This window comes from Sphaerospermopsis sp. LEGE 00249 (assembly GCF_014299995.1).
Taxonomy (GTDB): Bacteria; Cyanobacteriota; Cyanobacteriia; order Cyanobacteriales; family Nostocaceae; genus Sphaerospermopsis; species Sphaerospermopsis kisseleviana.
In genome coordinates this window covers 50,577-73,638 of the sequence record NZ_JACJUZ010000009.1, presented here as the reverse complement: position 1 = coordinate 73,638, position 23,062 = coordinate 50,577, and the positions used below count along the sequence as shown (strand labels likewise).

The 23,062-nt window shown below is 38.2% G+C and carries 22 protein-coding genes and 2 pseudogenes; 9 read left to right on the top strand and 15 right to left on the bottom strand.

The genetic code is table 11. The features are described 5' to 3' along the window. Window positions 1-10: 10 nt before the first annotated feature. Window positions 11-667 (bottom strand): Uma2 family endonuclease, encoded by a 657-nt coding sequence (locus H5968_RS05325; protein WP_187039082.1) that lies wholly within the window; start codon window positions 665-667, stop codon window positions 11-13. Window positions 668-774: 107 nt separating this feature from the next. Here H5968_RS05325 and H5968_RS05320 point away from each other — a divergent pair, with 107 nt between their 5' ends. Further along, window positions 775-927 (top strand): hypothetical protein, encoded by a 153-nt coding sequence (locus H5968_RS05320; protein WP_187039081.1) that lies wholly within the window; start codon window positions 775-777, stop codon window positions 925-927. A gap of 20 nt (window positions 928-947) precedes the next feature. Here H5968_RS05320 and H5968_RS05315 read toward each other — a convergent pair whose 3' ends face one another. The 3 genes from H5968_RS05315 to H5968_RS05305 form a co-directional block, all read right to left on the bottom strand. Next, the gene (locus H5968_RS05315) at window positions 948-2,495 is read right to left on the bottom strand and encodes an AAA family ATPase (protein WP_187039080.1); all 1,548 of its coding nucleotides are present in this window, start codon (window positions 2,493-2,495) and stop codon (window positions 948-950) included. A gap of 501 nt (window positions 2,496-2,996) precedes the next feature. Next, the gene (gene rplY, locus H5968_RS05310; RefSeq protein ID WP_096570713.1) at window positions 2,997-3,293 is read right to left on the bottom strand and encodes a 50S ribosomal protein L25; all 297 of its coding nucleotides are present in this window, start codon (window positions 3,291-3,293) and stop codon (window positions 2,997-2,999) included. A gap of 64 nt (window positions 3,294-3,357) precedes the next feature. Beyond that, complete coding sequence (locus tag H5968_RS05305) at window positions 3,358-4,686, bottom strand: adenylosuccinate synthase (protein ID WP_187039079.1); 1,329 nt, start codon at window positions 4,684-4,686, stop codon at window positions 3,358-3,360. Between the two features lie 276 nt (window positions 4,687-4,962). Between H5968_RS05305 and H5968_RS05300 the strand changes: the two genes are divergently transcribed. After that, on the top strand, window positions 4,963-5,997 hold the full coding sequence (locus H5968_RS05300) for an adenosine deaminase (RefSeq protein ID WP_096570709.1): 1,035 nt from the start codon (window positions 4,963-4,965) through the stop codon (window positions 5,995-5,997). Between the two features lie 230 nt (window positions 5,998-6,227). Here H5968_RS05300 and H5968_RS05295 read toward each other — a convergent pair whose 3' ends face one another. After that, a complete protein-coding gene (locus H5968_RS05295; protein ID WP_096570707.1) occupies window positions 6,228-6,554 on the bottom strand; it encodes a rhodanese-like domain-containing protein in 327 nt (108 codons plus the stop codon). 211 nt (window positions 6,555-6,765) lie between these two features. Between H5968_RS05295 and mutL the strand changes: the two genes are divergently transcribed. Then, the gene (gene mutL, locus H5968_RS05290) at window positions 6,766-8,418 is read left to right on the top strand and encodes a DNA mismatch repair endonuclease MutL (RefSeq protein ID WP_187039078.1); all 1,653 of its coding nucleotides are present in this window, start codon (window positions 6,766-6,768) and stop codon (window positions 8,416-8,418) included. A gap of 241 nt (window positions 8,419-8,659) precedes the next feature. Next, the gene (locus H5968_RS05285; RefSeq protein ID WP_187039077.1) at window positions 8,660-9,757 is read left to right on the top strand and encodes a glycosyltransferase family 1 protein; all 1,098 of its coding nucleotides are present in this window, start codon (window positions 8,660-8,662) and stop codon (window positions 9,755-9,757) included. Between the two features lie 77 nt (window positions 9,758-9,834). On the opposite strand, the pseudogene H5968_RS05280 reads toward H5968_RS05285, so the two are convergent. The 4 genes and pseudogenes from H5968_RS05280 to H5968_RS05265 form a co-directional block, all read right to left on the bottom strand. Beyond that, a pseudogene (locus H5968_RS05280) lies at window positions 9,835-10,307 on the bottom strand (DUF29 domain-containing protein). A 76-nt stretch (window positions 10,308-10,383) separates the two neighbouring features. Then, window positions 10,384-10,842, bottom strand: a complete 459-nt coding sequence (locus H5968_RS05275; RefSeq protein ID WP_187039076.1) for a DUF29 domain-containing protein — start codon at window positions 10,840-10,842, stop codon at window positions 10,384-10,386. Between the two features lie 78 nt (window positions 10,843-10,920). After that, on the bottom strand, window positions 10,921-12,507 hold the full coding sequence (locus tag H5968_RS05270; protein ID WP_187039075.1) for an NAD(P)H-hydrate dehydratase: 1,587 nt from the start codon (window positions 12,505-12,507) through the stop codon (window positions 10,921-10,923). Between the two features lie 194 nt (window positions 12,508-12,701). Next, window positions 12,702-13,430, bottom strand: a complete 729-nt coding sequence (locus H5968_RS05265; RefSeq protein ID WP_187039074.1) for a hypothetical protein — start codon at window positions 13,428-13,430, stop codon at window positions 12,702-12,704. 222 nt (window positions 13,431-13,652) lie between these two features. On the opposite strand from H5968_RS05265, the gene mnmA reads away from it, so the two are divergent. After that, window positions 13,653-14,708 (top strand): tRNA 2-thiouridine(34) synthase MnmA, encoded by a 1,056-nt coding sequence (mnmA, locus tag H5968_RS05260; protein ID WP_096570694.1) that lies wholly within the window; start codon window positions 13,653-13,655, stop codon window positions 14,706-14,708. 12 nt (window positions 14,709-14,720) lie between these two features. Beyond that, window positions 14,721-14,960 (top strand): annotated as a pseudogene (locus H5968_RS05255) (Uma2 family endonuclease); the annotation flags it as partial. A gap of 36 nt (window positions 14,961-14,996) precedes the next feature. Here the strand turns inward: H5968_RS05255 and H5968_RS05250 are convergent. From H5968_RS05250 to H5968_RS05240, 3 genes are all read right to left on the bottom strand, one after another. Further along, window positions 14,997-15,416, bottom strand: a complete 420-nt coding sequence (locus H5968_RS05250; protein ID WP_199291085.1) for a hypothetical protein — start codon at window positions 15,414-15,416, stop codon at window positions 14,997-14,999. Continuing rightward, on the bottom strand, window positions 15,409-15,852 hold the full coding sequence (locus H5968_RS05245) for a Panacea domain-containing protein (RefSeq protein WP_187039073.1): 444 nt from the start codon (window positions 15,850-15,852) through the stop codon (window positions 15,409-15,411). Before H5968_RS05245 ends, H5968_RS05250 begins: the two co-directional genes overlap by 8 nt. A 187-nt stretch (window positions 15,853-16,039) precedes the next feature. Beyond that, window positions 16,040-16,264, bottom strand: coding sequence for a CopG family transcriptional regulator (locus H5968_RS05240; protein WP_137668961.1), 225 nt, complete (start codon window positions 16,262-16,264; stop codon window positions 16,040-16,042). Between the two features lie 310 nt (window positions 16,265-16,574). Between H5968_RS05240 and sat the strand changes: the two genes are divergently transcribed. Then, window positions 16,575-17,756: a sulfate adenylyltransferase gene (gene sat / locus H5968_RS05235; RefSeq protein WP_187039072.1), complete on the top strand. Its 1,182-nt coding sequence runs from the start codon at window positions 16,575-16,577 to the stop codon at window positions 17,754-17,756. Between the two features lie 100 nt (window positions 17,757-17,856). After that, the gene (locus H5968_RS05230; protein WP_187039071.1) at window positions 17,857-19,992 is read left to right on the top strand and encodes a caspase family protein; all 2,136 of its coding nucleotides are present in this window, start codon (window positions 17,857-17,859) and stop codon (window positions 19,990-19,992) included. On the opposite strand, the gene H5968_RS25495 is transcribed toward H5968_RS05230, so the two are convergent. Both H5968_RS25495 and H5968_RS05225 read right to left on the bottom strand, forming a co-directional pair. Beyond that, window positions 19,980-20,102, bottom strand: coding sequence for a hypothetical protein (locus H5968_RS25495; protein ID WP_255427052.1), 123 nt, complete (start codon window positions 20,100-20,102; stop codon window positions 19,980-19,982). The two genes, H5968_RS05230 and H5968_RS25495, sit on opposite strands and share 13 nt — an antisense overlap. Window positions 20,103-20,106: 4 nt before the next feature. Further along, window positions 20,107-20,979: an S-methyl-5'-thioadenosine phosphorylase gene (locus tag H5968_RS05225; RefSeq protein WP_187039070.1), complete on the bottom strand. Its 873-nt coding sequence runs from the start codon at window positions 20,977-20,979 to the stop codon at window positions 20,107-20,109. A gap of 327 nt (window positions 20,980-21,306) precedes the next feature. On the opposite strand from H5968_RS05225, the gene H5968_RS05220 reads away from it, so the two are divergent. Then, complete coding sequence (locus tag H5968_RS05220; protein WP_187039069.1) at window positions 21,307-22,290, top strand: folate-binding protein YgfZ; 984 nt, start codon at window positions 21,307-21,309, stop codon at window positions 22,288-22,290. Window positions 22,291-22,384: 94 nt separating this feature from the next. Here the strand turns inward: H5968_RS05220 and H5968_RS05215 are convergent, their stop codons facing one another. Next, window positions 22,385-23,059 carry a DUF5331 domain-containing protein gene (locus tag H5968_RS05215; protein WP_187039068.1) on the bottom strand — a complete coding sequence of 225 codons (675 nt, stop codon included), beginning with the start codon at window positions 23,057-23,059 and terminating at the stop codon, window positions 22,385-22,387. Window positions 23,060-23,062: the final 3 nt, after the last annotated feature.

The following is a 23,062-nucleotide window of genomic DNA, read 5'->3' as shown; positions in this document are numbered from 1 at the left end:
ATTCTGACATTTATTTAATATTTTCTACTTGCGTTTTTATCCAACTTCTAAAATTCCTAATCATTGCCATTTCACCTATTTCTAAGCTAGAAGCTAAAAACTGAGGCACTTCTGTATTTAAAGATAAATTAGCAAAGGTTGGTGAACTATTACCAGGAATATATTTACCATCAGCTAAACTATAAATTTGCATTACAGGTTCATCATAACGCCAAACTTCAGGAACACCTAAAGCTAAATAAATTGGTAACTTATCAATAGAAGAAATAGCATAATCAACTTCGATAACTAAATCAGGTGGCGGATCTTGGGTTAAATCTAAACTGGTTTTATTTCTCATGATTGGTTCATTTTGAATATAGAAACTAGAATCAGGTTCTACACCCCTAGCTAAATCTTCTCTTTTACAAGTTAATGAACCTGTGCTTTTAACGTTCAGATTTAACTCTTCAACTAAAACAATAATGAGATTTTGTAACAAACGGTTATTATGTTCATGGGGCATTAATGGAGTCATAATTTCTAAGATTCCCTGATTATAAGTAAACCTGTTCTTGCGAGTATCACCTGTTTCTAATAAAATCCTTTCAAAAGTATTCCAAGAAATATTATGGAGGATGAGGCTATTGGTGTAAGTGTCGCTGTGAGTAGGTGCTAGAGTTACCATAGAAATTCACCTCGCAGTTTTAATGTAAGCATTCAGCTATCAGTAATCAGTAATCAGTAATCAGCTTTTACCTAGTAAGTAGACAGATTCTTGCTCAAATCATAATATTGCCACATTCTGTAAGTGTTGATGAGGAAAATTTGCCAGATGAAATTCGTGTTTTTGAACCTGCTGCTAACGGAAACCGACCGCTGACGGCTGAATATTTACGTTTTAATTATCCTATTATATCACTTCAGGAAATAGGAAATAGGAAATAAGGAATCAAAGCAAATTCTAGCTATCTATCAATACCAAATTCTTTTAATTGTTCCTCTAGTGGTTGAGTTGTATCCAAGATTTTAATGTAGGGTTGTTCTTTGTCTGTGAATGGTTCAGCTTGGTTGAGTTGAGATACCAATAAATCAGCGGTAGCATCAGCAATATCACCAGTACGGTTAACAAGTCGTTCTTGCAATACTTCTAACGGTGCTGTACAGTGGATAATCTGTAAGGGTAATTGATGTTGAGTAGCTTGATTAATCGCCTGCTGGCGTAAGTGTTGACGGTCATACTTGGCATCTAAAATCACACGCCAACCTTGATTAGCCAGTGTAATTCCCAATGTTAACAATCTGTCATAAGTCTTTTGAGTCATTTCCGGTGTATATATCTCATTTCCACCACGTTCTAATAAAGGAATACCTGCTAAATGTTTCCGCACTGCATCAGAACGCAAGTGAACTGCTCCTAGTTTACGCGCTAAATATCTAGCAGTGGTACTTTTACCAGAACCTGATAACCCGGACATTAAAATCAATTGTCCTTGTTTGGGTTTAGTATACTCCCAAGCTTGACGATAATATGCAGATGCTGTTTTTGCGGCTTCTTCTTTCACATCTGCGGGTACACTAGGATCATCTAATAAAAATGATGTCACTTTTGCCCGCACATAAGCTTGACGACTTAAATATAAAGGTAATACCTGTAAACCTTCCCAGTCTCCAGTTTGTTCAACATAAGCATTTAAAAAAGCATTTGCTAAATCTTTCCGCCCTTTTGCTTCAATATCCATTACCGTAAATGCCACATCATACATGACATCTACAAAGCGAAACGGCTCATTAAATTCTATACAATCGAATAACATGATTTTATCATGCCAAAGAGCAATATTTCGCAGGTGTAAATCCCCGTGACATTCACGGATGTAGTTATTGGTAATTCTGCTAGTAAATAATTCTGGATTTTGGTTAAAAAAGTTATCTGTATATGCTTTTGTTTCTGTAAACTGTTGCTGGGTTTGGGGACCACCAATATACTTTAAAGTTTGGTTATAATTCTCATTAATAGTCAACCGCACTTCTGAGATTTGCCCAAAACTGCGAATGTAATCATTTGTCTGGGACTTTGCATGGTATTCAGATACTACCCGTCCTAATTCCTGCAAGTGCATTTCATTTAACTTACCCTGGGAAAAAAGTTCACTAAATAAGGCATCTTGGGGAAATTGACGCATTTTTAGCGCATATTCTACAACTTCCCCCGTTCCCGCTAAATGGTATTGTTCTCCTGTGCAGGTAATAGCTAATACTTGCAAATACAGTTCACCTGCGCCTCGCTGATTTAAACGTAACTCTTCCTGGCAACAATGTAACCGCTTTTCTAATGTGGAATAATCTAAAAAGCCAAAATTTATAGGTTTTTTCAGTTTATAGACATATTCTCCAGTGAGTAACACATAAGAAGCATGAGTTTGAATCAGTTGAATTGGTTCTGTTACCCCATGAGGATAAAATCCTGGTTGTAACATTTGTTCAATTAAAGCTGGAAGATTAGCTTGTGTCATAATATTTATACCAGTGTTGAATGTTGGAAGTTGGATTTTTGGAAGTTGGATTTTTAGCCGCAGATAAACACAGGTCAACCCATACAAGTATCAGCGGAAATAATTTTATAAGATATAGCTGTAGACAGAGTAGTTAGGACATTCTCAAAAGCTAAAAGCTAGTGATAATAAGGGTTTTACTCCTGACTCCTGTACGGGCGTTCGCGAAGCGTGCTGGAAGCATCAGCATTCAGGCGATAAATTATCAATTTTATGAAAAGGCTATTTTCCTGTAAGGGCGAAGCATTCAGGCGACCAATTATCAATTTTATGAAAAGGTTATTTTCCGAATGCTTCGCCCCTACTTCGCCCCTACGACTCCTGACTCCTGCTATATTAACCCTGATAGCTTAACAAAAAAAACCAGGGGTTTAACCCTGGTTCATTCAGCAATTATGACAAAATTTAAGTGCTATTTAAGTGCTATTTAAGTGCTATGGAAGATAAAATGCACACCATCTTTTAGGCTTTAGCAGCAAAAAAACTGAGATGGTAAGGTGTACCCTTGGCTGGGTGAATTTGAACTTCGCGGAGTACGGTTTTACCAGTCCACTGAAGTTCAGGAATATTGAGTTCAATTTCGGTTTTGTTGGGAGCAGCTTGTTTGAGCAAGCGTTCAACGGTTTTTGCATCAACTACTAAAGAAATTGATTCCGCACCGTTGTGTCCGTACAAATTCGCGGGGATTAAACCAGAACGGCGCAAAGCATTGGGCTTGCTACCTTCTGGACGTTTGTGAGATTCTAATGCGATCGCCATACTACTCTTAATGTTTTAGTGGTTGGTTGTTCGTTGTCAATTGTCAATTGTCAATTGTCAATTATTAAACTGGTGTACCATCTGCGTGCAACAGTGCGCGTTTCGGTCCGTGAATTGGATCTTCCACAATGATAGTTTGATCACGACTTGCTCCTAAGGAGACGATCGCAATCGGGACTTCCATCAATTCTGCTAAGAATTTAAGATAGTCCAATGCTTGCTTTGGCAAGTCTTCCAAGCTACGGCATTCAGTGGTTGGTACTTGCCATCCTGGTAAGGTTTTATAAATCGGACGACAACGGGCAAACTGACGGGCGCTGGTGGGGAAGTGATCACAGCGTTGGCTATCTATTTCATAAGCCACGCAAACTTTGATTTCTTCTAACTCATCTAGCACATCTAACTTAGTTAGTGCCATACAATCCATGCCATTAATACGGACTGCATAACGTCCAATCACGGCATCAAACCAACCACAACGGCGTTTTCTACCTGTGGTTGTGCCAAATTCTGCACCGCGATCGCCCAATAAATCACCAATTTCCCCATCTAATTCTGTGGGAAATGGTCCTTCGCCGACTCTGGTGGTATATGCTTTGGATACCCCTATTACCCGATCTATCATTGTCGGTCCTAGACCAGTACCCACGCAAGCACCCCCAGCTACAGGATTAGAAGAGGTGACATAAGGATAGGTCCCATGATCTAAATCCAGTAGAGTTCCTTGTGCGCCTTCAAACAAAATGTTACGTCGTTTTTGCACTGCATCATATATTTTTATTGATGTGTCCACCACAAAAGGACGCAACCTTTCTGCATAGTCCAAATACTCCTCAATCACTTCTTGGGGGTCAAGAGGAGGAATATCATACAGCTTTTCTAAAATTGTGTTTTTATAATTTATTGTCCATTCCAACTGCTCACGTAATCCAGCCGGATCCATCAAGTCTAACATCCTGATGCCTGTCCGTTCTGATTTATCCGCGTAGGTAGGACCTATACCTCTACCAGTCGTGCCGATTTTATGCGTTCCCCGGCGTTCTTCTGATGCCTTATCAATTAACCGATGGTAAGGCATGGTAACATGAGCCGTCTCTGAAATTAGCAGATTAGCAGTAGAAATATTTAGTTGTTCAAGTTGTTCAAGTTCTTGTATCAAAACCTGTGGATCAATAACTGTCCCACAGCCGATGATACATTCGGTATCTGGATACAATATACCAGAGGGAATTAAGTGCAGTTTAAATGTCTGACCTTGGACTACTATTGTGTGTCCAGCGTTAACTCCTCCCTGGTAACGTACCACCACATCTGCGGAGCGGCTGAGTAAGTCAGTTATTTTACCTTTTCCTTCATCGCCCCATTGAGCGCCTATGACAATGACGTTAGCCAAGAGATTATATTAAAGGGTAAAGTTTCCACAAATATTAATTATTAGCAGTTTTTTTAGCTTTTGTCAATAACTTTGTGACTGATGACTGGGTACTGGTGGTTGGTAAAATTATTAATAGGACTTACGGAAGATGTGACTGAAAACCTTATGCTTGCGTAGGGGTAATTCATGAATTACCCCTACTTTCGTTCCCTTTTGCGTAAGTCCTGATTAATATATTTTTTTATTTATAAATTTTGTTACAATTAGTAAAATTTTTATCTAAAAGTTACCATTATGGCCTTATACGCTGAGTTACATAGACACCTGGGGGGTTCCGTCGTCCCCCGTGTGTTGTGGCGGTATTTTCAGCGCCATGCTACAGATTTAATTTCTCGGTTTGCTGAATATTCTGAATTTGAGGATTTTTACACCCGTCCCCGCAATACTTTAGATGAGTATTTAGAATTGCATACTTTAGTGGAAAGTGTGCAAACTGTGGAAACTTTACCTTACTTTATCTATCGTTTGTTGCGTGGTGCGTATATCTTTGAAAATTTGGCTTATTTAGAATTGCGTTATACTCCCTATTTACGCACTCCTGAACATCTGAGTCAAAACGCCAGAATTGATAAGATGGCGGAAATTGTGGAAATTGTGGGTAAAGCGAGTCATTCTTTGGAATATCCCATTGTTAATAGTCAAATTCTCTGTATGCACTCTCGTTTACCTTTTGAGGTAAATAAAGCTATTGTGGATTTAGCAGCACAAAATAGAGAATATGTTTGTGCGGTGGATGTGGCAGGTGGCGATCGCATTTATGGGGAAAGAATGCCAGAATGGATTAGTTTATATAACTATGCCCGTTCTTTGGGTTTGAAGACTACCGGACATCTTTATGAAACCAAAGATGGTTGTTATCCCGAACTTTTACCTTATTTAATGCGAATTGGTCACGGTATCCAAATTCCTTTACTTTATCCTCAATTATTGCCAGATTTAGCCAGAAGAGGGCAATGTTTAGAAGTTTGTCCCACGACTTACTTAAAAACAGGAACTTTACAGGATATCCGGCAGTTAAAATTGGTTTTTGATCGATGTTTTGAAACTGGGGTTGATATTGCCATCTGTACTGATAACGCAGGTTTACATAATGTCCGTTTACCTTTTGAATATGAAAATCTCTTGACTTACGACATTATTAATTTCCAACAGTTACAGGCCTGTCAGGATGCTGCTTTTCGCCATGCTTTCGCTTGGCCTCATGATCAACGTCCTGCATCTTTGTTAAGTGGTTTATTGAAACCTGAACCAGCTAAGGTTTTGATATAGACAGGAATTAAGCAAAACAGCACAAAAGTAGGGGTAATTCATGAATTACCCCTACGCAATAATGAGGTTTTTAGTCCAATCTTGCGTCACTTCTCATAGACAATATTGAGGAAGAAGCAAAGGCAGAGAACACAAGATAAAATTGATGAAAGTTGATAAAAGTTGATAAAAGTTGATTAATTTTTATCAACTTTTGCCTGTTGCCTTTTGCCTGTTGTCTTCATTAACTGTTAAACGCCTTCTGTCGCGCCTCCTACTGTTTTCCAAGCGTCTAGGCCACCTTGAATAACACAGACATCTCTAAACCCGGCAGCGCCTAAAATACTAACTGCCAGATTAGCATGAGTATCATGGTCGCCATAAACGTAGATTTGGCGTTGTTTATGCAAGCTGGTTTTTGCACGGTCGGCTAAGTCGTTGAGGGGAATGGAAATAGCACCTGTGATATGGCCGTGGTTGTAGGTAAGGCGATCGCGTACATCAATAATTGTAAAGGCGGGTTGACCCCATTCTAGACGCGATATTAATTCATTAACATCAGCAACTAAATTACTCATTGGCGTTTTTAGTTTAAGACTTTACCAGCAATCTATCAAAAATACTTTGAAAATTCGGTTTTTTTGACAATTTATCTAAAATTCTTTAGAGATGTTAACTAAAATTATGATTACAGTTTATAAGCTTAAAATAAACCTAAATATTGTAAACTAATTATCTGTACATCCCGACAATTTTTAATCTTTAATTTTTAATTTTCAATTCTGGAACATGGCATCTACAATACAATCTTTACCTACAGAAGTCGTATATCTGATTACAGCAGGAGAAGTAATAGATAGTTTTGCTTCTGTGGTTCGGGAATTAGTAGAAAATTCCTTAGATGCTGGTGCAACGCGCATTGTAATTTCTTTATGGACACAACAATGGCGAGTGCGGGTAGCTGATAATGGTTGTGGTATGAATTTAGATGATTTACAACAAGCGGCAACAGCACATACTACCAGTAAAATTCATTCTTCAGATGATTTGTGGAAAATTAAAAGTTTAGGTTTTCGTGGAGAAGCGTTACATAGTTTAGCAACTTTAGCAGATTTAGAGATTTTTAGCCGTCCGGTGGGAGGAAATGAAGGATGGCGGGTTGTTTATGGCAATGATGGGGAAGTGATTAAAACAGAAGTAGTAGCGATCGCTGCTGGTACTGTTGTTACTGTTGATAATTTATTTGCTAATTATCCCGCACGTCGTCAAGGTTTACCGAACGCCACACAGCAAATGAAAGCTGTACAAGGGATCATACAACAAATTGCTTTATGTCATCCTCATATTACTTATCAAGTTTGGCAAAATGATCGGGAATGGTTCACTATTTGTCAAACTGCAAGTTCAGGTAAATTAATTCCGCAAATTCTCACCCAAATTAAACCAGGTGATTTAAAAGAATTAAAGATAGAAATACCAAATCCGCAATCTACAATTAACTTAGTAATTGGTTTACCAGATAGATGTCACCGTCATAAACCTGACTGGGTAAAAGTAGCCATTAATGGCAGAATCATTAAATCACCAGAATTAGAACAAACAATTTTTGCAGCATTTCATAAAACCTTACCACGCGATCGCTATCCGGTTTGTTTTTTACATCTTACCATTTCCCCTGATCAAATCAACTGGAATCGTAACCCAGCTAAAACCGAAATTTATTTAAATGAAATTAATGCTTGGCAAGAAAAAATTAGCGAAACAATTAATCAAGCATTCTATATTTCTGAAGCTAATTTAAAAGATTCAGTTCACACAACTAGAGTAAGTAACTTACTTAAAGTTGCAGAAAAAAAAGGTAGTTATAACTTTAGTTCTAAAAATGCAGATACAAAAACACAGAATTACCTAAAAGCCGTTGCCCAAGTGAGCAATATGTATATTGTTGCTGAACATCCAGGAGGAATGTGGTTAGTAGAACAACACATTGCCCATGAAAGAGTTTTATATGAAAACATCTGTGATGAATGGGAAATAGTACCTGTAGAAACACCAATTATTCTTTATCAATTATTACCTTCTCAGGTTGCCCAATTACAAAGAATTAACTTAGATATTGAAACTTTTGGGGAAAAACTTTGGGCTGTACGTACAGTTCCCGCAATGTTAAAAACACGGGAAGATTGCGCCGAAGCATTATTAGAATTAAGTTTAGGAGGAGACTTACAAACCGCCCAGGTTGCTGTTGCTTGTCGCAGTGCTATCCGCAATGGTACACCGATGACTTTACCAGAAATGCAGCAATTATTAGATGATTGGCAACGCACCCGCAACCCCCAGACTTGTCCTCATGGTAGACCAATTTATTTATCTTTGGAAGAGTCTGCTTTATCTCGCTTTTTCCGTCGTCATTGGGTGGTTGGGAAGAGTCATGGTATTTGAGGAGTCAGGAGAAATTAATTACGAAAGAATTATGAATTTTCCATGATGATTTTGTATAACTGTCTTGTCTACACAAGAAAGTATGGAAAAATTGAAGCAAGGCTATTTTAGAAAAGGCCGCTGAGAAATAAACAGCTAATACTTAGACCTCCAACTTAATTTGAGAGTTTGGGGTTTTATGTCTTAGTGTTTTTTTATCTCAAAAAATTGGGTAAATTCTCACAAATCCTTCCTACATTATATGGCTGTAATTACTGCTCTTGCTAATCAGTATTATCTCTACATCTCTAAAGACAAAAAACCTGTTGCTTGGGATATATACGATCCTAAACCACCCATTGACTTTGCTTTAACTACTTATTTCGGTAAAGTATTTCAAGCAATAGAAAAAAGTTCTCTTATCAGTGGTTTAGTCTTTTATGTCACTTGGAATGAAATTGATGAACTACCATCTTATGGAGAAAATGTGGTAGTTTTTGTATTGGGTGATGAATGGTATCGTATACCCAAATATGCTCACAAAGTCAGGGCGGTATTTAAGTGTGTAGGCACAAATTCCATTCTCGGATGTAACCCTATTGTACAACCTTCATTGTTAAACTTACTGACATTAATTCAGTTTTTAAGAATTTTATTAGTTGGTGTACCAGGTCGGATCAATTATCATTGGCATAAATTCAAAAGTTTGGTATTAGGTAAAGGTCTAATTCCTCCTATCTATGATCTTCCCTTGGGTTACAATAACTCCAAGGATTTACCCATCAAAAATATCGCAGATCGGCTTTATGATACTTATTTTTCCGGGAGTGTTGTCCACAGACAATATCCTATCTGGTCTTTTAAATCTTGGTTAGGAACTCCTAAAGCATTATCTAGAAAATTGATGTTATCAACTTTAAAAAGTTTCCAAGAAAAACATCCTGAATTTAACGTTGAATTATCAATTACTGGTGGTTATCACAATAGAACTCAAGCGGATGAACGCAGCTATAGTGAAATCATGATGGATACAAAAATCTGTCTTGTTCCTAGAGGTACATCTTTTGAAACCACTCGGTTATTTGAGGGGATGAAATATGGTTGTGTTTTAGTCACAGAAGCTTTACCTTCTCGATGGTATTTAGAAGGTGCGCCGGTGATTAAAATCAAGAATTGGCAAGAATTACCAAAGGTGTTAAAAAATCTGTTGGAAAATAAAGAACTGATGGAAGAAATGCACTATAAATCATTAATTTTTTGGCAAAATAAATGTTCTGAAACCGTAGTTGCAAATTATGTAATTGAAAAGTTGAATAGGGAACTTTTTGTAAATTCTGGGGTTAATTTAGATCCACCCTAGTTTGATTTTACATCTCCCCAACCCCCTTAAAAGGGGGGGCTAATATTTATAAAATAATCATTAAAATAATCATACATTTAATCAGGTAAAAAGTCTTGATTTAAACATTCATCGGTATTAAAAGGAGATTCTACAGGAAAAATATCAAGTAACAAACCTGTTTCTATAGACGCTTGCTGACGTGCATCTTGATAACATTCGGCAAATGTTTCTAAAAAAAAATTTTTAAACTAGTTTTTAAACTAGGACTATCTTGGAAATGTTTATTTAATCTCCGGCGATGTTCAAAGATAGTCGAAAGCCAGCTTTTAGAGCGTTTTTCTGGCTGATATTTATATTTTAATAAGTGCATTAAAAGCACTACTAAATTACTTTCTAATGTTCTTTTTTCAATTCTTCCCATGCTTTCAATTTCTTCAATCAGATTTTCTAAATCAATTTCTGCAAATTTCCCTGCCTTTAATTGTTTGGCGGTTGTTTCTATCCATAGGTAAAAATCTTGTTCATAAAGATTAGTTTTTGTGGTACTTTTTAGCTGAGGTGTTGTCATTTTTAACCTCCTGTGGTTGTTGATCAAAATAAGTTAGATTTGGTTTTATATTTCAGGTAGAACACATTTAACTATTCTACATATCTACACCACTATTCATAACTTCATCTAAACTAAAAGGAGACTGTTGAGGAAATAAATTTAGTTTAATTCCTGTTTCTTGAGATGCTTTCAGACGAGCTTTATTATAACAATCTGCAAATAATTCTGTGAATAAAGGTTGTAGACTTGGACTGTCTTCTAATAATTCTTCAAGACAAATTCTTTGTTCAGTAATTGTACTCTGCCAACTTGCACTACGTTTTTCAGGTTGATAATGCCATTTTAATAAGTGCATTAGTAGCACAATTAAACGGCTTTTTAACTCTCGTTTTTCACTTCTTCCCATGCTTTCAATTTCTTCTATTAAATTTCCTAAATCAACTTCTGTAAAATCTCCTTGTCTTAACTGTTGGGCGGTTGTTTCTATCCATAGGTAAAAATCTTGTTCATAAAGATTAGTTTTTGTGGTACTTTTTAGCTGAGGTGTTGCCATTTTTTACCTCCTGTGGGTACTTATCAATATTATACAATATTTTCCATTGAATGCAGATAAACTCAGATAATCTAATACCTACAAAATATCTTCAATACTTAACTTTAAAACCCTGATTAAATATTGCGTCAAAGTAAACGCATCAACCCCTAATTCTGTCCTTTCTTTTACTGCTAAAATACCCCCTTGAGAATGCCACCAAGCCGCAGCAGCTACCACATCTTCAATATTAACTTGTTTATTAACAACCCGCGCCAAAATTCCGCCCATTAAACCAGTTAATACATCACCACTACCACCACGAGCTAAAGCTGGCGTACTTTCTGCATTGATCCAAACGACACCTTCAGGGTTAGAAATGACGGTTCTTGCCCCTTTTAACAGCACTACAGCCCCTATTTGTGATGCTGCTGTTTGTACTGCTTTCACCCTATCTTGATAATTAATATCAGGAAATAAACGATGAAATTCACCTGTGTGGGGTGTGAGAATTGTTGTATTTTGGCGTTTTTGTAAAGTGGAAATAGTCCCTAATTGTGCCAAGATATTTAAACCATCGGCATCCAAAATTAACGGCACATCACTATTAATTACCTGTTCAATAATTGGGGTAGCATCAGTTGTTAAACCTGGTCCACAAGCAATGGCATTAAATGAACTCAAATCTGTATTTGGAGGTAATTGTAAATGAGAAATTGCCCCGGTTTCCGTTTCAGGACATCCGATAATTAACGCTTCTGGTAAATGGGAAATTAAAAGCGGTTTAATACTTTCAGGTACGGCAATTGATAACATTCCTACACCCGAGGCACGCGCACCTAAACCCGTTAAAATTGCTCCCCCTGCATAACGTTTTGAGCCAGAAATTAATAGTAAATGTCCAGATTTATATTTGTGGGTTGTAGGGGAAAGAGGTAAAGATAAGGTATCAAATACTGTGGTTTTGGTAATGCGTTTAATTTTGGGAACTTCACCTAAAATCGCATGAATATCAGCTAAGGGAATATCAAAATCAATTAATTCTGCTTGTCCAATATATTCTAATGCTTGTTCTTGCAATAAACCCTGTTTCCATAAACCTAAACAAAAGGTATGATTTGCACGAATAGCAGTACCTAAAACTTCCCCTGTATCTGTGTGTAAACCAGAAGGTAAGTCAATACTAAAAATCGGTTTATTCCAATCATTAAAATGGTTAATCGCTTCGGCAATATTCCCGGTAATTTCTCTTTCTAAACCAAAGCCAAATAACCCATCAATTAAAAAATCACAACTTGGTAATTCTGCCAGTTCTTGATAACAAGGAATCCCCAAACTTTGGGCATATTGTAAATGTTGAGAAGTTAATTCTTTGAGTTTAGCAAAAGGTTGATAAATCCAAACTTGATAACCTTGAAAATGTAACTCTCTGGCTACAACTAAAGCATCACCTCCATTGTGTCCTGGACCTGCTAAAATTCCTACATTAGATCCCCCCAACCCCCCTTGAAAAAGGGGGCTAAGAGGTATGATAGATTGTAGGCGTTGCCAGTGGCGAGCGAAGCTATCGCTAATTAATCTCCCTACTTTTTCCATCAAAGCTGCAACCGGCATTCCCGCAGCAAATATTCGTCCTTCAATGTCACGCATTTGAGCAGCAGTGACTACAAATTGTTCTTTAGTCATTAGTATTAGTCATTAGTGATTAGTTATTAGTCATTAGTGATTAGTGATTAGTGATTAGTTATTAGTTATTAGTTATTAGTTATTAGTTATTAGTTATTAGTTATTAGTCATTAGTTATTCTTTTCTATCACCAATCACCAATCACCAATCACCAATCACCAATCACCAATCACCAATCACCAATCACCTGTCACCTATCTTCCATAATAAACCCTAGCATTAGCATAACCTAAATTTCGCAAATAATTATTCCATTGTTCTGCTTCTTGGCGTTCTCTAAAACCTCCTACAGCTATATGCGCTCCTCGTGGTTGAGTTCTCATAAAAACATTAGTATTACCATCTATTTTTTGTCGAATTTCTCTACCAAGCAAGGGTAAGTTATTACTGCTGGTGGGAATGATAACGTAGTAATATCTACCTTGTTCTCTTTGAACATTAGGATTTACATTACGAAAATTATCTCCCGTAGAATAAGGTACTTCTCTACCAGAGAAATAGGAGATTTGTTCTGGGTTAGAAAAGCTGAGAATGCGAGCGCCACTAATACCATTTAATTCTAATTCTCTCACACGCTGTTGGGCGTTAGATGGTTTGCTAAAAACACCTGACTGAATAATATTACGTCCATTAAACGGACGAATATAAGCACTACTTTCAATTTGACGCACTTGTTGTAGAATTTGGGAGTTATCGCTATCAACATAGACAACATATCTTTCAAAGTTTTGTCCATATTGACTAATTTGTGTAGGTTGAGAAGTTTGATAGTTTTGATTATTTTGATAAAACTCCACTGCTGGTTGCAATTCTGGTAATCTGGTCTGTGCTAGACTATCTTCGCAAGTAAGCATCAAGCATCCACCCACAAGTAAAGAAATTACGGGTACAGTGGTAATTTGACGTGTTATTAAATGAGACATATTTGTAACCAGGGTTTCTCAAAATTTTCTACTAGCCATTATTTTAATCAGGATAATAAAAAATTACGGAGATGGGTGAAACCCCAAAACGAAAGAATTTTGTCAGGGTTTAGCTTTGCTAAAGCCCTACTTATGCTACTATGGGAAAGTGTTTGCCTTGTGCTAAAATCAAAAACCCTTATTATAGATGAACAGTAGCAAGCACTGTTAAAAGTGTAAATTATGAAAAAAGTTGTCGTTGGTCTTTCTGGTGGCGTTGACAGTTCTGTAGCTGCCGCTATTTTACACAATCAGGGCTATGATGTAATTGGTTTGACCCTTTGGTTAATGAAAGGTAAGGGTCAATGTTGCTCTGAAGGAATGATCGACGCGGCTAGTATTTGTGAACAATTGGGTGTTCCCCACGAAATTGTCGATATTCGGGATGTCTTTCAAGCGAATATTGTTGATTATTTAGTCTCTGGTTATAGTGTGGGAATTACGCCCCTGCCTTGTTCTCAATGTAACAAGACGGTGAAGTTTGGACCAATGGTGGAATATGCACGGGAGAAGTTAGAAAGTAATTACATAGCTACCGGTCATTATGCGCGAATTACTTATGATGAAACCACTGGACGTTATCAATTATTACGCGCCGTTGACCGCAACAAGGATCAATCTTATTTCCTATATGATTTGTCTCAAGATTTACTTGGGGCTTCGATCTTTCCTTTGGGAGAATTAAATAAAAGCGATACCCGTAAAATAGCCGCCGAATATGGGTTAAAAACCGCCGATAAACCAGAAAGTCAAGATTTATGCTTGGTAGAAAGTAACGGTTCAATGCGGGCATTTTTAGATAAATATTTAGCACCAAAACCAGGTGATATTGTGGATACCACTGGTAAGGTTTTGGGTAAACATGATGGTGTCCATCATTACACAATTGGTCAGCGTAAAGGTTTAGGAATTGCTGCTGCTGAACCTTTGTATGTGATTGAATTAGATGCAGTTAATAATCGTGTGGTAGTGGGCGATCGCACCAAAGGAACACAAGGAGAATGTACAGTTAACCGGGTAAACTGGGTATCCATTGCTGAACCTGCAACCCCCATCCGTGCAGAAGTGCAAATTCGTTATCGTTCCCAACCTGTAGCGGTGACGGTGATACCTTTAGAAAATGACAGAGTGCGGTTAGTTTTTGATGAACCTCAGTTCAGCATTACCCCAGGACAAGCTGCGGTTTGGTATGAAGGGGAAAAGGTATTAGGTGGGGGGATAATTGAACAGTTTAGTTAAGTAGTGTAAATAAACGACTACGCCCGTAAAGTCGAAGATTACGCTTTATTAGGTGTACCTGAATATTTGATTGTAGATTATTTGGGAATTGGAGGAAGAGAATATATTGGTAAACCCAAACAACCAACAATTACTATTTGTACCCTAGTTGGTGATGAATATGAAAAGCAATTGTTTCAAAATAACGATCAACTTGTTTCTTCCATCTTTCCTAACTTGCAATTAACAGCACAACAAATCTTTACAGTGTAATTGTTAGATAAAAAATGTACTATCTGCAAACAGCAATTAACCATGATTGTAAAGAGTAAAATTTCTATCTAACCAAATAACATAAAATATAGCACCATCTCTATAGCCTACCATTGCTTTTATACCGGAAAAGCGAAAAGCAATAAAATTGACATCTTCTGTAATAAATTTGGGAATTGGTGCTTTAATAGCATCCCTAGAAATTTTCTCATAACCAAGTTGGTGTCTACCTTGCGAGTGTATTTGACTCCAGGTTAATTTACTCAGTCTATGCAATTTTAAAGCAAATGCAACCTGATCATCTTTCTCACACTTAGTTAAACAATATTCACCCTCTAGGTAACGTAGAGAAAATACAGGTGGAGCTTTTTCTGGAGAAATTTCTTTTTGATCATTTGGAGTTGTTAGTTTATTACCCCTATCTTTTTGGGGTTGTTTAATTTTTTTCTTACTCATCTTCATCTAAAAGCTGAGTTTTAAAATATTTTTTTAGACATTCATGAGTAATAACATCACTTACATCTGTGTCTTTCCAAGGTTCTTCATTATGAGTCATATTTCTCAATTTCCAAGCTGAAAATTGACCATATACGCTATAAACTTCATCTAGTAAATCAACAGTTTTTTCATCGTATATCGAAAAATCAATATCTTCAGGAATGGGAATTGCACTAGAACCAAAGTTTTTATACTCATGATAAACTTCCGGTACAACTGGTCCATGAATCCAAGCTTCAACAGGCTCAGGAAACAAAGGTTCGTTATACAGTGCTAAATGAAAACCTTGTGCGTAGTAAAGTAATTTTTGTAGTTTCAGATTAGAAATTAAATCCCCAGCATCTTCATCAGCTTGAGATAGAAAATACTTTGCAACATCATGACAACTGAGCATACTTGTTTCCTTCGATTTTGATAATTCCAGCAACTATTCTTAGTAATAAAAAGTATCTTAAATTTTTTCCTTCGAGCGAATAATATATATTTCTAAAATACTATTGTACTACACAATATTAATTAAAGCAACCGTTCAGGTATCCATTTCTGATCCTACTGCGGGACTGAGGTTAGCAAAATAAATTTCACCACGTTTCATCTTTCAGCCCATCCTCTAGGGTTAATTCCCATTCTGGGTCAATTTCTGCTGATGCTTCCCGATATGCTTGCTCTAACTCTTGAAATCTCAATAAATCTAATGCTAACTCAATTACTTGAGAACGAGATTTACAACCTTTGGTAATTTTGTAGTTCTCCACAAACTGCAATAAAGCTGTTGGCAAGGAAATAGATATTTTTTCCGTTTGCATAGTATTACCATTTGGCAATCTCATATTTCTTACTCAAAGGTAGCATAATTAGGGAATGCTTTTGAAAGTCTTTTCGTTAGGGGATAGGAGTCAGGAGTCAGGAGTTCAAGAGGTAGGGGAAGTAGGGGAGTAGAGGAGGAAAGATTTTTCCCAGTAACCAGTCCCCAGTCCCCAGTCACCAATCACACCCTTTCCGACCGGCAATAGAAAATTTTTTTTGTGAAGTTGTAACACAAAGTACCCACAATTTGATAACTTAGTACATAGATTGCAACAATAACAATATTTATAAATTACGGAAGGAATCACGTTGAGTTACCAACCAGATGCGATCGCCCCCCACGGCGGAGAATTAATTAACAGAATTGCTTCAACTGAACAAAGAGAATTATTTCTTTCCAAAGCAGAATTTTTACAACGAGTAACCCTTGATGAGCGAGCCGTTTCCGATCTAGAAATGATTGCGATCGGTGGTTTTAGTCCGCTGACTGGTTTCATGAACCAAGCCGACTATAATCGCGTAGTTGCAGAAATGCGATTGGCTAACGGTACTGTTTGGTCAATTCCCATTACACTATCTGTCACAGAAGAAGTTGCCGCCCCTCTCCAAGTAGGTGGTTTAGTGCGTCTGGATAACCCCAATGGCGAGTACATTGGGGTTTTGGAACTAAGCGAAAAATATACTTACGACAAAAAACGCGAAGCTGTAAATGTATATCGCACAGATGAAGCCAAACACCCTGGAGTACAGGTAGTATATAACCAAGGTTCTGTGAATCTGGCTGGGGATATCTGGTTACTGCAACGTGATCCTCATCCCCAGTTTCCCGCCTACCAAATAGATCCCGCTGCTTCCCGGCAAATGTTTAGAGAAAAAGGCTGGAAAACTATCGTTGGTTTCCAAACTCGCAACCCCATCCACCGCGCCCATGAGTACATTCAAAAGTGCGCCTTGGAAACAGTTGATGGTCTATTTTTACACCCATTAGTCGGTGCAACCAAAGAAGACGACATCGCTGCGGATGTACGGATGCGTTGTTATGAAATATTAATGGATCATTATTACCCCTTAGATCGAGTAATTCTGGCAATTAACCCAGCGGCAATGCGTTATGCAGGACCCAGAGAAGCTATTTTCCATGCTCTAGTGCGTAAAAATTACGGCTGTACACATTTTATAGTTGGGCGAGATCATGCGGGAGTAGGTGACTACTACGGTACTTATGACGCTCAATATATATTTGATGAGTTTGCGCCAGAAGAACTGGGCATTCTGCCAATGAAGTTTGAACACGCTTTCTACTGCACACGCACCAAACAAATGGCCACCACTAAAACCAGTCCTAGCAAACCAGAGGAACGGGTTCACCTATCGGGAACAAAAGTTAGAGAAATGTTGCGTCGTGGTGAGTTACCCCCACCAGAATTTTCTCGTCCAGAAGTGGCAGCCGAGTTAGCACGGGCAATGATCCAACAACCAGCTTTGGTTTAAAGAGACTGAAAAAGTAGCAAAAAGTCTAATTTCAAACTTTACTCTTTAGCCCTCAGCCCTTTAAGCTGTACCTTATCGACTGAGGGTTAACAGCTAATTTATGAAACGGCGTGCGTTTTTAGGAAGAATTGGCTCTATACTGGCACTATTGGGTTTAACTCAAGCTGAGTGGTTGACTTTGGGAAATCACTATTATCAAGCTTTAGCAGCACCCAATAGCCGCAAGTTGGCATTGCTAATAGGTATAAATCAATATCCACAAAGTCCCGCCCTTGGTGGTTGTCTGACAGATGTGGAATTGCAAAAAGAACTTTTGATTCACCGTTTTGGCTTTGCAACTTCAGATATTCTTACCTTAACTGAGGAACAAGCCAGTCGAGAATTTATTGAGGCAGCTATTTTAGATCACTTGGGTAAACAAGCAAAAGCCGATGATGTTGTGATTTTCCACTTTAGCGGCTATGGTAGTCGTGTCAAGTTGGGTACTTTCCCAGAAAATTTGCAGAATGCCCTGATCCCAGTTGACGAAAATACACAAAATATTAATTTTGTCAACTATTTATTAGAAGAAAATCTTTTAGGTTTATTGCGATCGCTCCCCACAGACCGAGTAACAGCAGTATTAGATACTAGCTACTCTGCTAACAGTACATTACATCCTGCCGGTTTGCGATTTCGCGCCCGTCCAGAACCATCAACAGCAAAGTTAGCACTCAAAGAACTGGATCTGTTCAACCACCTGCAAACACAGAACTCAGTTGCTAAAAATGTCATGGTGCTAAAAGCAACTTCACAACCAGAGCAACCAGCGGGAGAATTATTGTTTTCCGGTTTCAGTGCGGGTTTATTTACCTACGCTTTAACCCAATATCTATGGGAAGTAACCCCCGCCACAACTATACAAATTCTTCTCTCTCATGCTAGTAGTTCTATGTACAAACTGGGTAGTGAACAGCGACCAGGGTTACTCAGTGAGAAGAAAAATCCTCAAAGTGCTTTAATTAATGAGAATTTTCCTATAGAAAGCAATACAGCCGAAGGAGTAGTGAAAGCTAAGGATGACGATGGTAAAACAGTACAATTATGGTTAGGAGGAATCCCCCCGCACGTTTGGCAATACTATGGTGTTAATTCGAGATTGACTTTGCCGACTGGAGAACAGTTAATATTAAAGTCCCGCAGTGGCTTAACTGCAAAAGCACAGATATCTAGTCAAGAACATAGCAAATCTCTACAAGTTGGGCAACTGGTACAAGAAGCGGTGCGCGTGTTACCCCGGAATATTAATTTAACAGTAGCCTTAGATTCGGGACTGGAAAGAATTGAGCGTGTAGACGCTACCAGTGCCTTTGCAGCCATTACCCGCATGATCAATATTGCCTCAGCAGATCAGGGCGCTGATTACGTATTTGGTAAAGTGGAAAATGTTCCTAGTCGTTATGGTCTTTTTTCTCTCAGTGGTGAGCTAATAAATAATACTTCTGGAGAAATTGGAGAAGCAGTTAAAGTTGCAGTACAAAGATTAACACCCAAATTTTCCACCTTGTTAGCCGCCAAGTTATGGCGACTGACAGAAAATGAAGGTTCTTCTCGTTTACCGGTGAAAGCGAGTTTAGAGATGATGAACAAAATCTCGCCTCGTGTAGTTATGCAGCGACAAACATGGCGCAATCTGAGTGGGGAAACTACAACTAACAAAGCATTTACCACCCCAGGAACAGTTGTTCCTACAGTTCCCGTGGGTAGTAGGATGCAGTACCGGGTAGAAAATTTGAGCGATCGCCCGATTTATTTAATGTTGGTGGGGTTAAATAATACTAGAAGTGCCATAGCTTTTTATCCTTGGCAGATGTCCCCAGAAGCAAGTGTTTCTGACACCAAACCCGATCTGCAAGAAATAGTCATTCCCCCAGGGCAAACCCTGAAATTCCCCCAAAATGATACTACCTTTGGCTGGTTGTTGCCTACACGAGCATTGTTTTGTGAACATCAACTAATTTTGAGTACATCTCCTTTTACGGACACTTTAGCAGCCTTGGTAACGGCTAGGTATCCCACCGCTGATCAACAGCCCATCATTTCGTTAGTTAATACCTTAGAAGTTGCCCAGGCTTTACTGCAAGATTTACATAATGGTACTAAAGCTAAAGCTGAAATCAATGGAACTACTACTGATTCTTATGTATTAAATGTGAATAACTGGGCAAGTCTGAATTTTAGTTTTCAGGTAGCGTGAGGGGACTGGGGACTGGTGACTGGGGACTGGGGACTGGTGACTGGGGACTGGTGACTGGGGACTGGGAGGATGAATAACCCAATTCCCAATTCCCAATTCCCAATTCCCAATGCCCTATAAATACTTCTCCAACAACAAACTTAACTTCTCCTTGGTTGCGGCTGGTGCATTTGCTAAATTTGTCAAAATCGCATATTTCAAAGCAGAATGGGCATCACTTTGAGGGGGGTTTTCACTTAACCGCTTTACAGTTTCTTGAATTACTTTTTGGGCATTTACCCCATTGCGTTGTAAATTGCCAATCACCATCTCTACTGTGACATTATCATGATCTGGATGCCAACAATCATAATCTGTAACTAAAGCCAAAGTTGCATAAGCAATTTCCGCTTCTCTGGCTAACTTTGCTTCTGGTAAATTGGTCATGCCAATAATTGTTGCACCCCAACTGCGATAAAGATTTGATTCAGCTTTGGTAGAAAATGCAGGACCCTCCATACAGACATAATTACCTTCACGGTGAAGAGTGACATCAGGTAAATTTAGAGAAGCGATCGCATCAGCTAAAACAGCCGCCAAATTTTTACAAATTGGATCACCAAATGCAATATGCGCTATAATTCCCTCACCAAAAAACGTGGAAATACGGTTTTTAGTTCTGTCAATAAACTGATCTGGAACTACCATATCTAATGGTTTTACCTCTGCTTTCAACGAACCAACTGCACTAGCAGAAATTAAGTATTTTACTCCTAATTGCTTCATAGCATAGATATTGGCACAGAACGGCAATTCAGAAGGTAATAACGTATGATTACGACCATGACGAGCCAAAAAGGCAACTTTTGTATCTGCTAAAGTGCCGATAATTACCGCATCTGATGGTGAGCCAAAAGGTGTTTCTATTTCTATTTCTTCTACATCCTTCAGAGCTTCCATTTTGTATAAACCACTGCCACCAATAATTCCAATTTCCGCTAATGTCATATTTGATAAACCTGTGAACTTTTAAACATCTAAGTTATTTTACCGAAAAAATGAATAACCTAAAGGCTTAATTAGAGTCGTAGATTAAGAAATTTGAAATTTTAGATTTTGGATTAACTCTATAAATCTCAGGTAAGCTGTTACACAGCTAAATTGTATAATCCTAATATTCTGAACTCTTGTTTAACAGGCAAGATGCCTGTTCCACTTATACAAATTAAATGCACAACAGCTTATTTTATTATCAACGTCACTGGTCAGCAGGTATCTATATTTGTTAATATTTGTGATGTAAAAAACCTGAAAATAGGGTAAGTCTTGATTACTATGCCAACATCTGCAATTGATAATAAAAATGCAGCAGCTATTCATGCAGCTAAAGAAGGGGTTGCTGTGTGCGATCGCTCCCATTGGGGACGCATCCGTGTTTCTAGTGATGACAGTCTGCGGTTTTTACACAACCAAAGCACCAATGATTTTCAACGCCTCAAACCAGGTGAAGGTTGTGATACTGTAATGGTTACATCCACAGCCAGAACTATAGATTTAGTAACTGGTTATGTTCTCGATGATGCAGTGTTACTTTTAGTTTCACCCCATCGGCGAGAATTTTTGATGTCATGGTTAGATCGTTACATATTTTTTGCAGACAAGGTAACGTTAACTGATATCACTAATGAAACTGCAACTTTTAGCCTCATCGGACCCCAAAGCGATGCTATTGTAGAAAAATTGGGGGCTGGTTCACTGATTGGTAAACCCAATAATAGTCACATTGTGGTTGATAATATGATTTTTGCCGTGGGTAGTGGGTTAGCTATCCCTGGATATACTCTCATTTTCCCTGTAGCGGAAAAACAAAAACTGTGGGAGAAAATATTAGAATATGATGCGGTAGAATTGAGCGATCGCCATTGGGAAACTTTGCGAATATTACAAGGTCGTCCTGTACCCGATGCAGAAATTACTGATGAGTATAATCCCTTGGAGATCGGTTTGTGGCAAACTGTATCTTTTAATAAAGGTTGTTACATCGGTCAAGAAACCATTGCTAGATTAAACACCTATAAAGGTGTAAAACAATATTTATGGGGAATTAGTCTTAACGCTCCCGCAGCACCAGGAAGCGTGATTACCATAGGAGATGAAAAAGTCGGTAAACTTACCAGTTACACAGAAACCCCTGAAGGTCATTTTGGACTAGGTTACATTCGTTCTAAAGCTGGTGGTGTAGGGTTAAAAGTGCAAGTAGGAAACAGTGAAGGAGAAGTTGTTTCCATCCCCTTTGTTTCTCATGAATATCCATTATAGGTGATTGGTGATTGGTGATTGGGTTATTAACTTCCCCTTTCCCCCTGCACCCTGCACCCTGCCCCCTGCTTTCTTCCCAGTCCCCAGTCCCCAGTCACCTACCTACCCCTGGACAAAATTCATCCATCCAAGCGGGTAAACTGCGGGCGTTAGTAGTAGCAGAAATATAAGAAATTTCTTTGACGGGAAGACCTGTAAATTGATATTTGATAGGAATTGGTTCGGTGATATTTGGCGATCGCCCAATTCCTAATCTATGGGTTTTCTGAGATATTTCTTCCCTAGCTGCGGTAAAATGATGATCTACTGGTTTGCTAATTGTCACCGCAGAAACAGATTGCTGTTTGTGTTCAACACTGGGAACAATTCTTAACAATACCTGTTTTTTTTTCGGTTCAACCCTAGACTGAAAATCTTGTTTTATCTGTGTATCTGTATGAGAACAAGTCACGGAATTTTTGTGAACAATTTGGTTTTTAGCTAAAGATTTTTCTAATTCTAATAAACGCAACTCCTCATCAGGATTAAAATTCAACCCTAAAGCAGCGACTATTTGATCAGGATTATTATTTAACTCCAGAATAAAAGGAAGTATGTGCTGTAAACGCGGTTCTAAAACCGAGAGAGTGGCTAAAATATAACCAGATGAAGGTCGTCTCACACCATCATAGGTGCGCCAAATTTGCATTTTTGTTAACCAAGAAATATTTTCTTGATAGTAAGTTAACCACTTTAATTTTAAAACTTGGCGTAGCTGCTTAATGTCCATCAG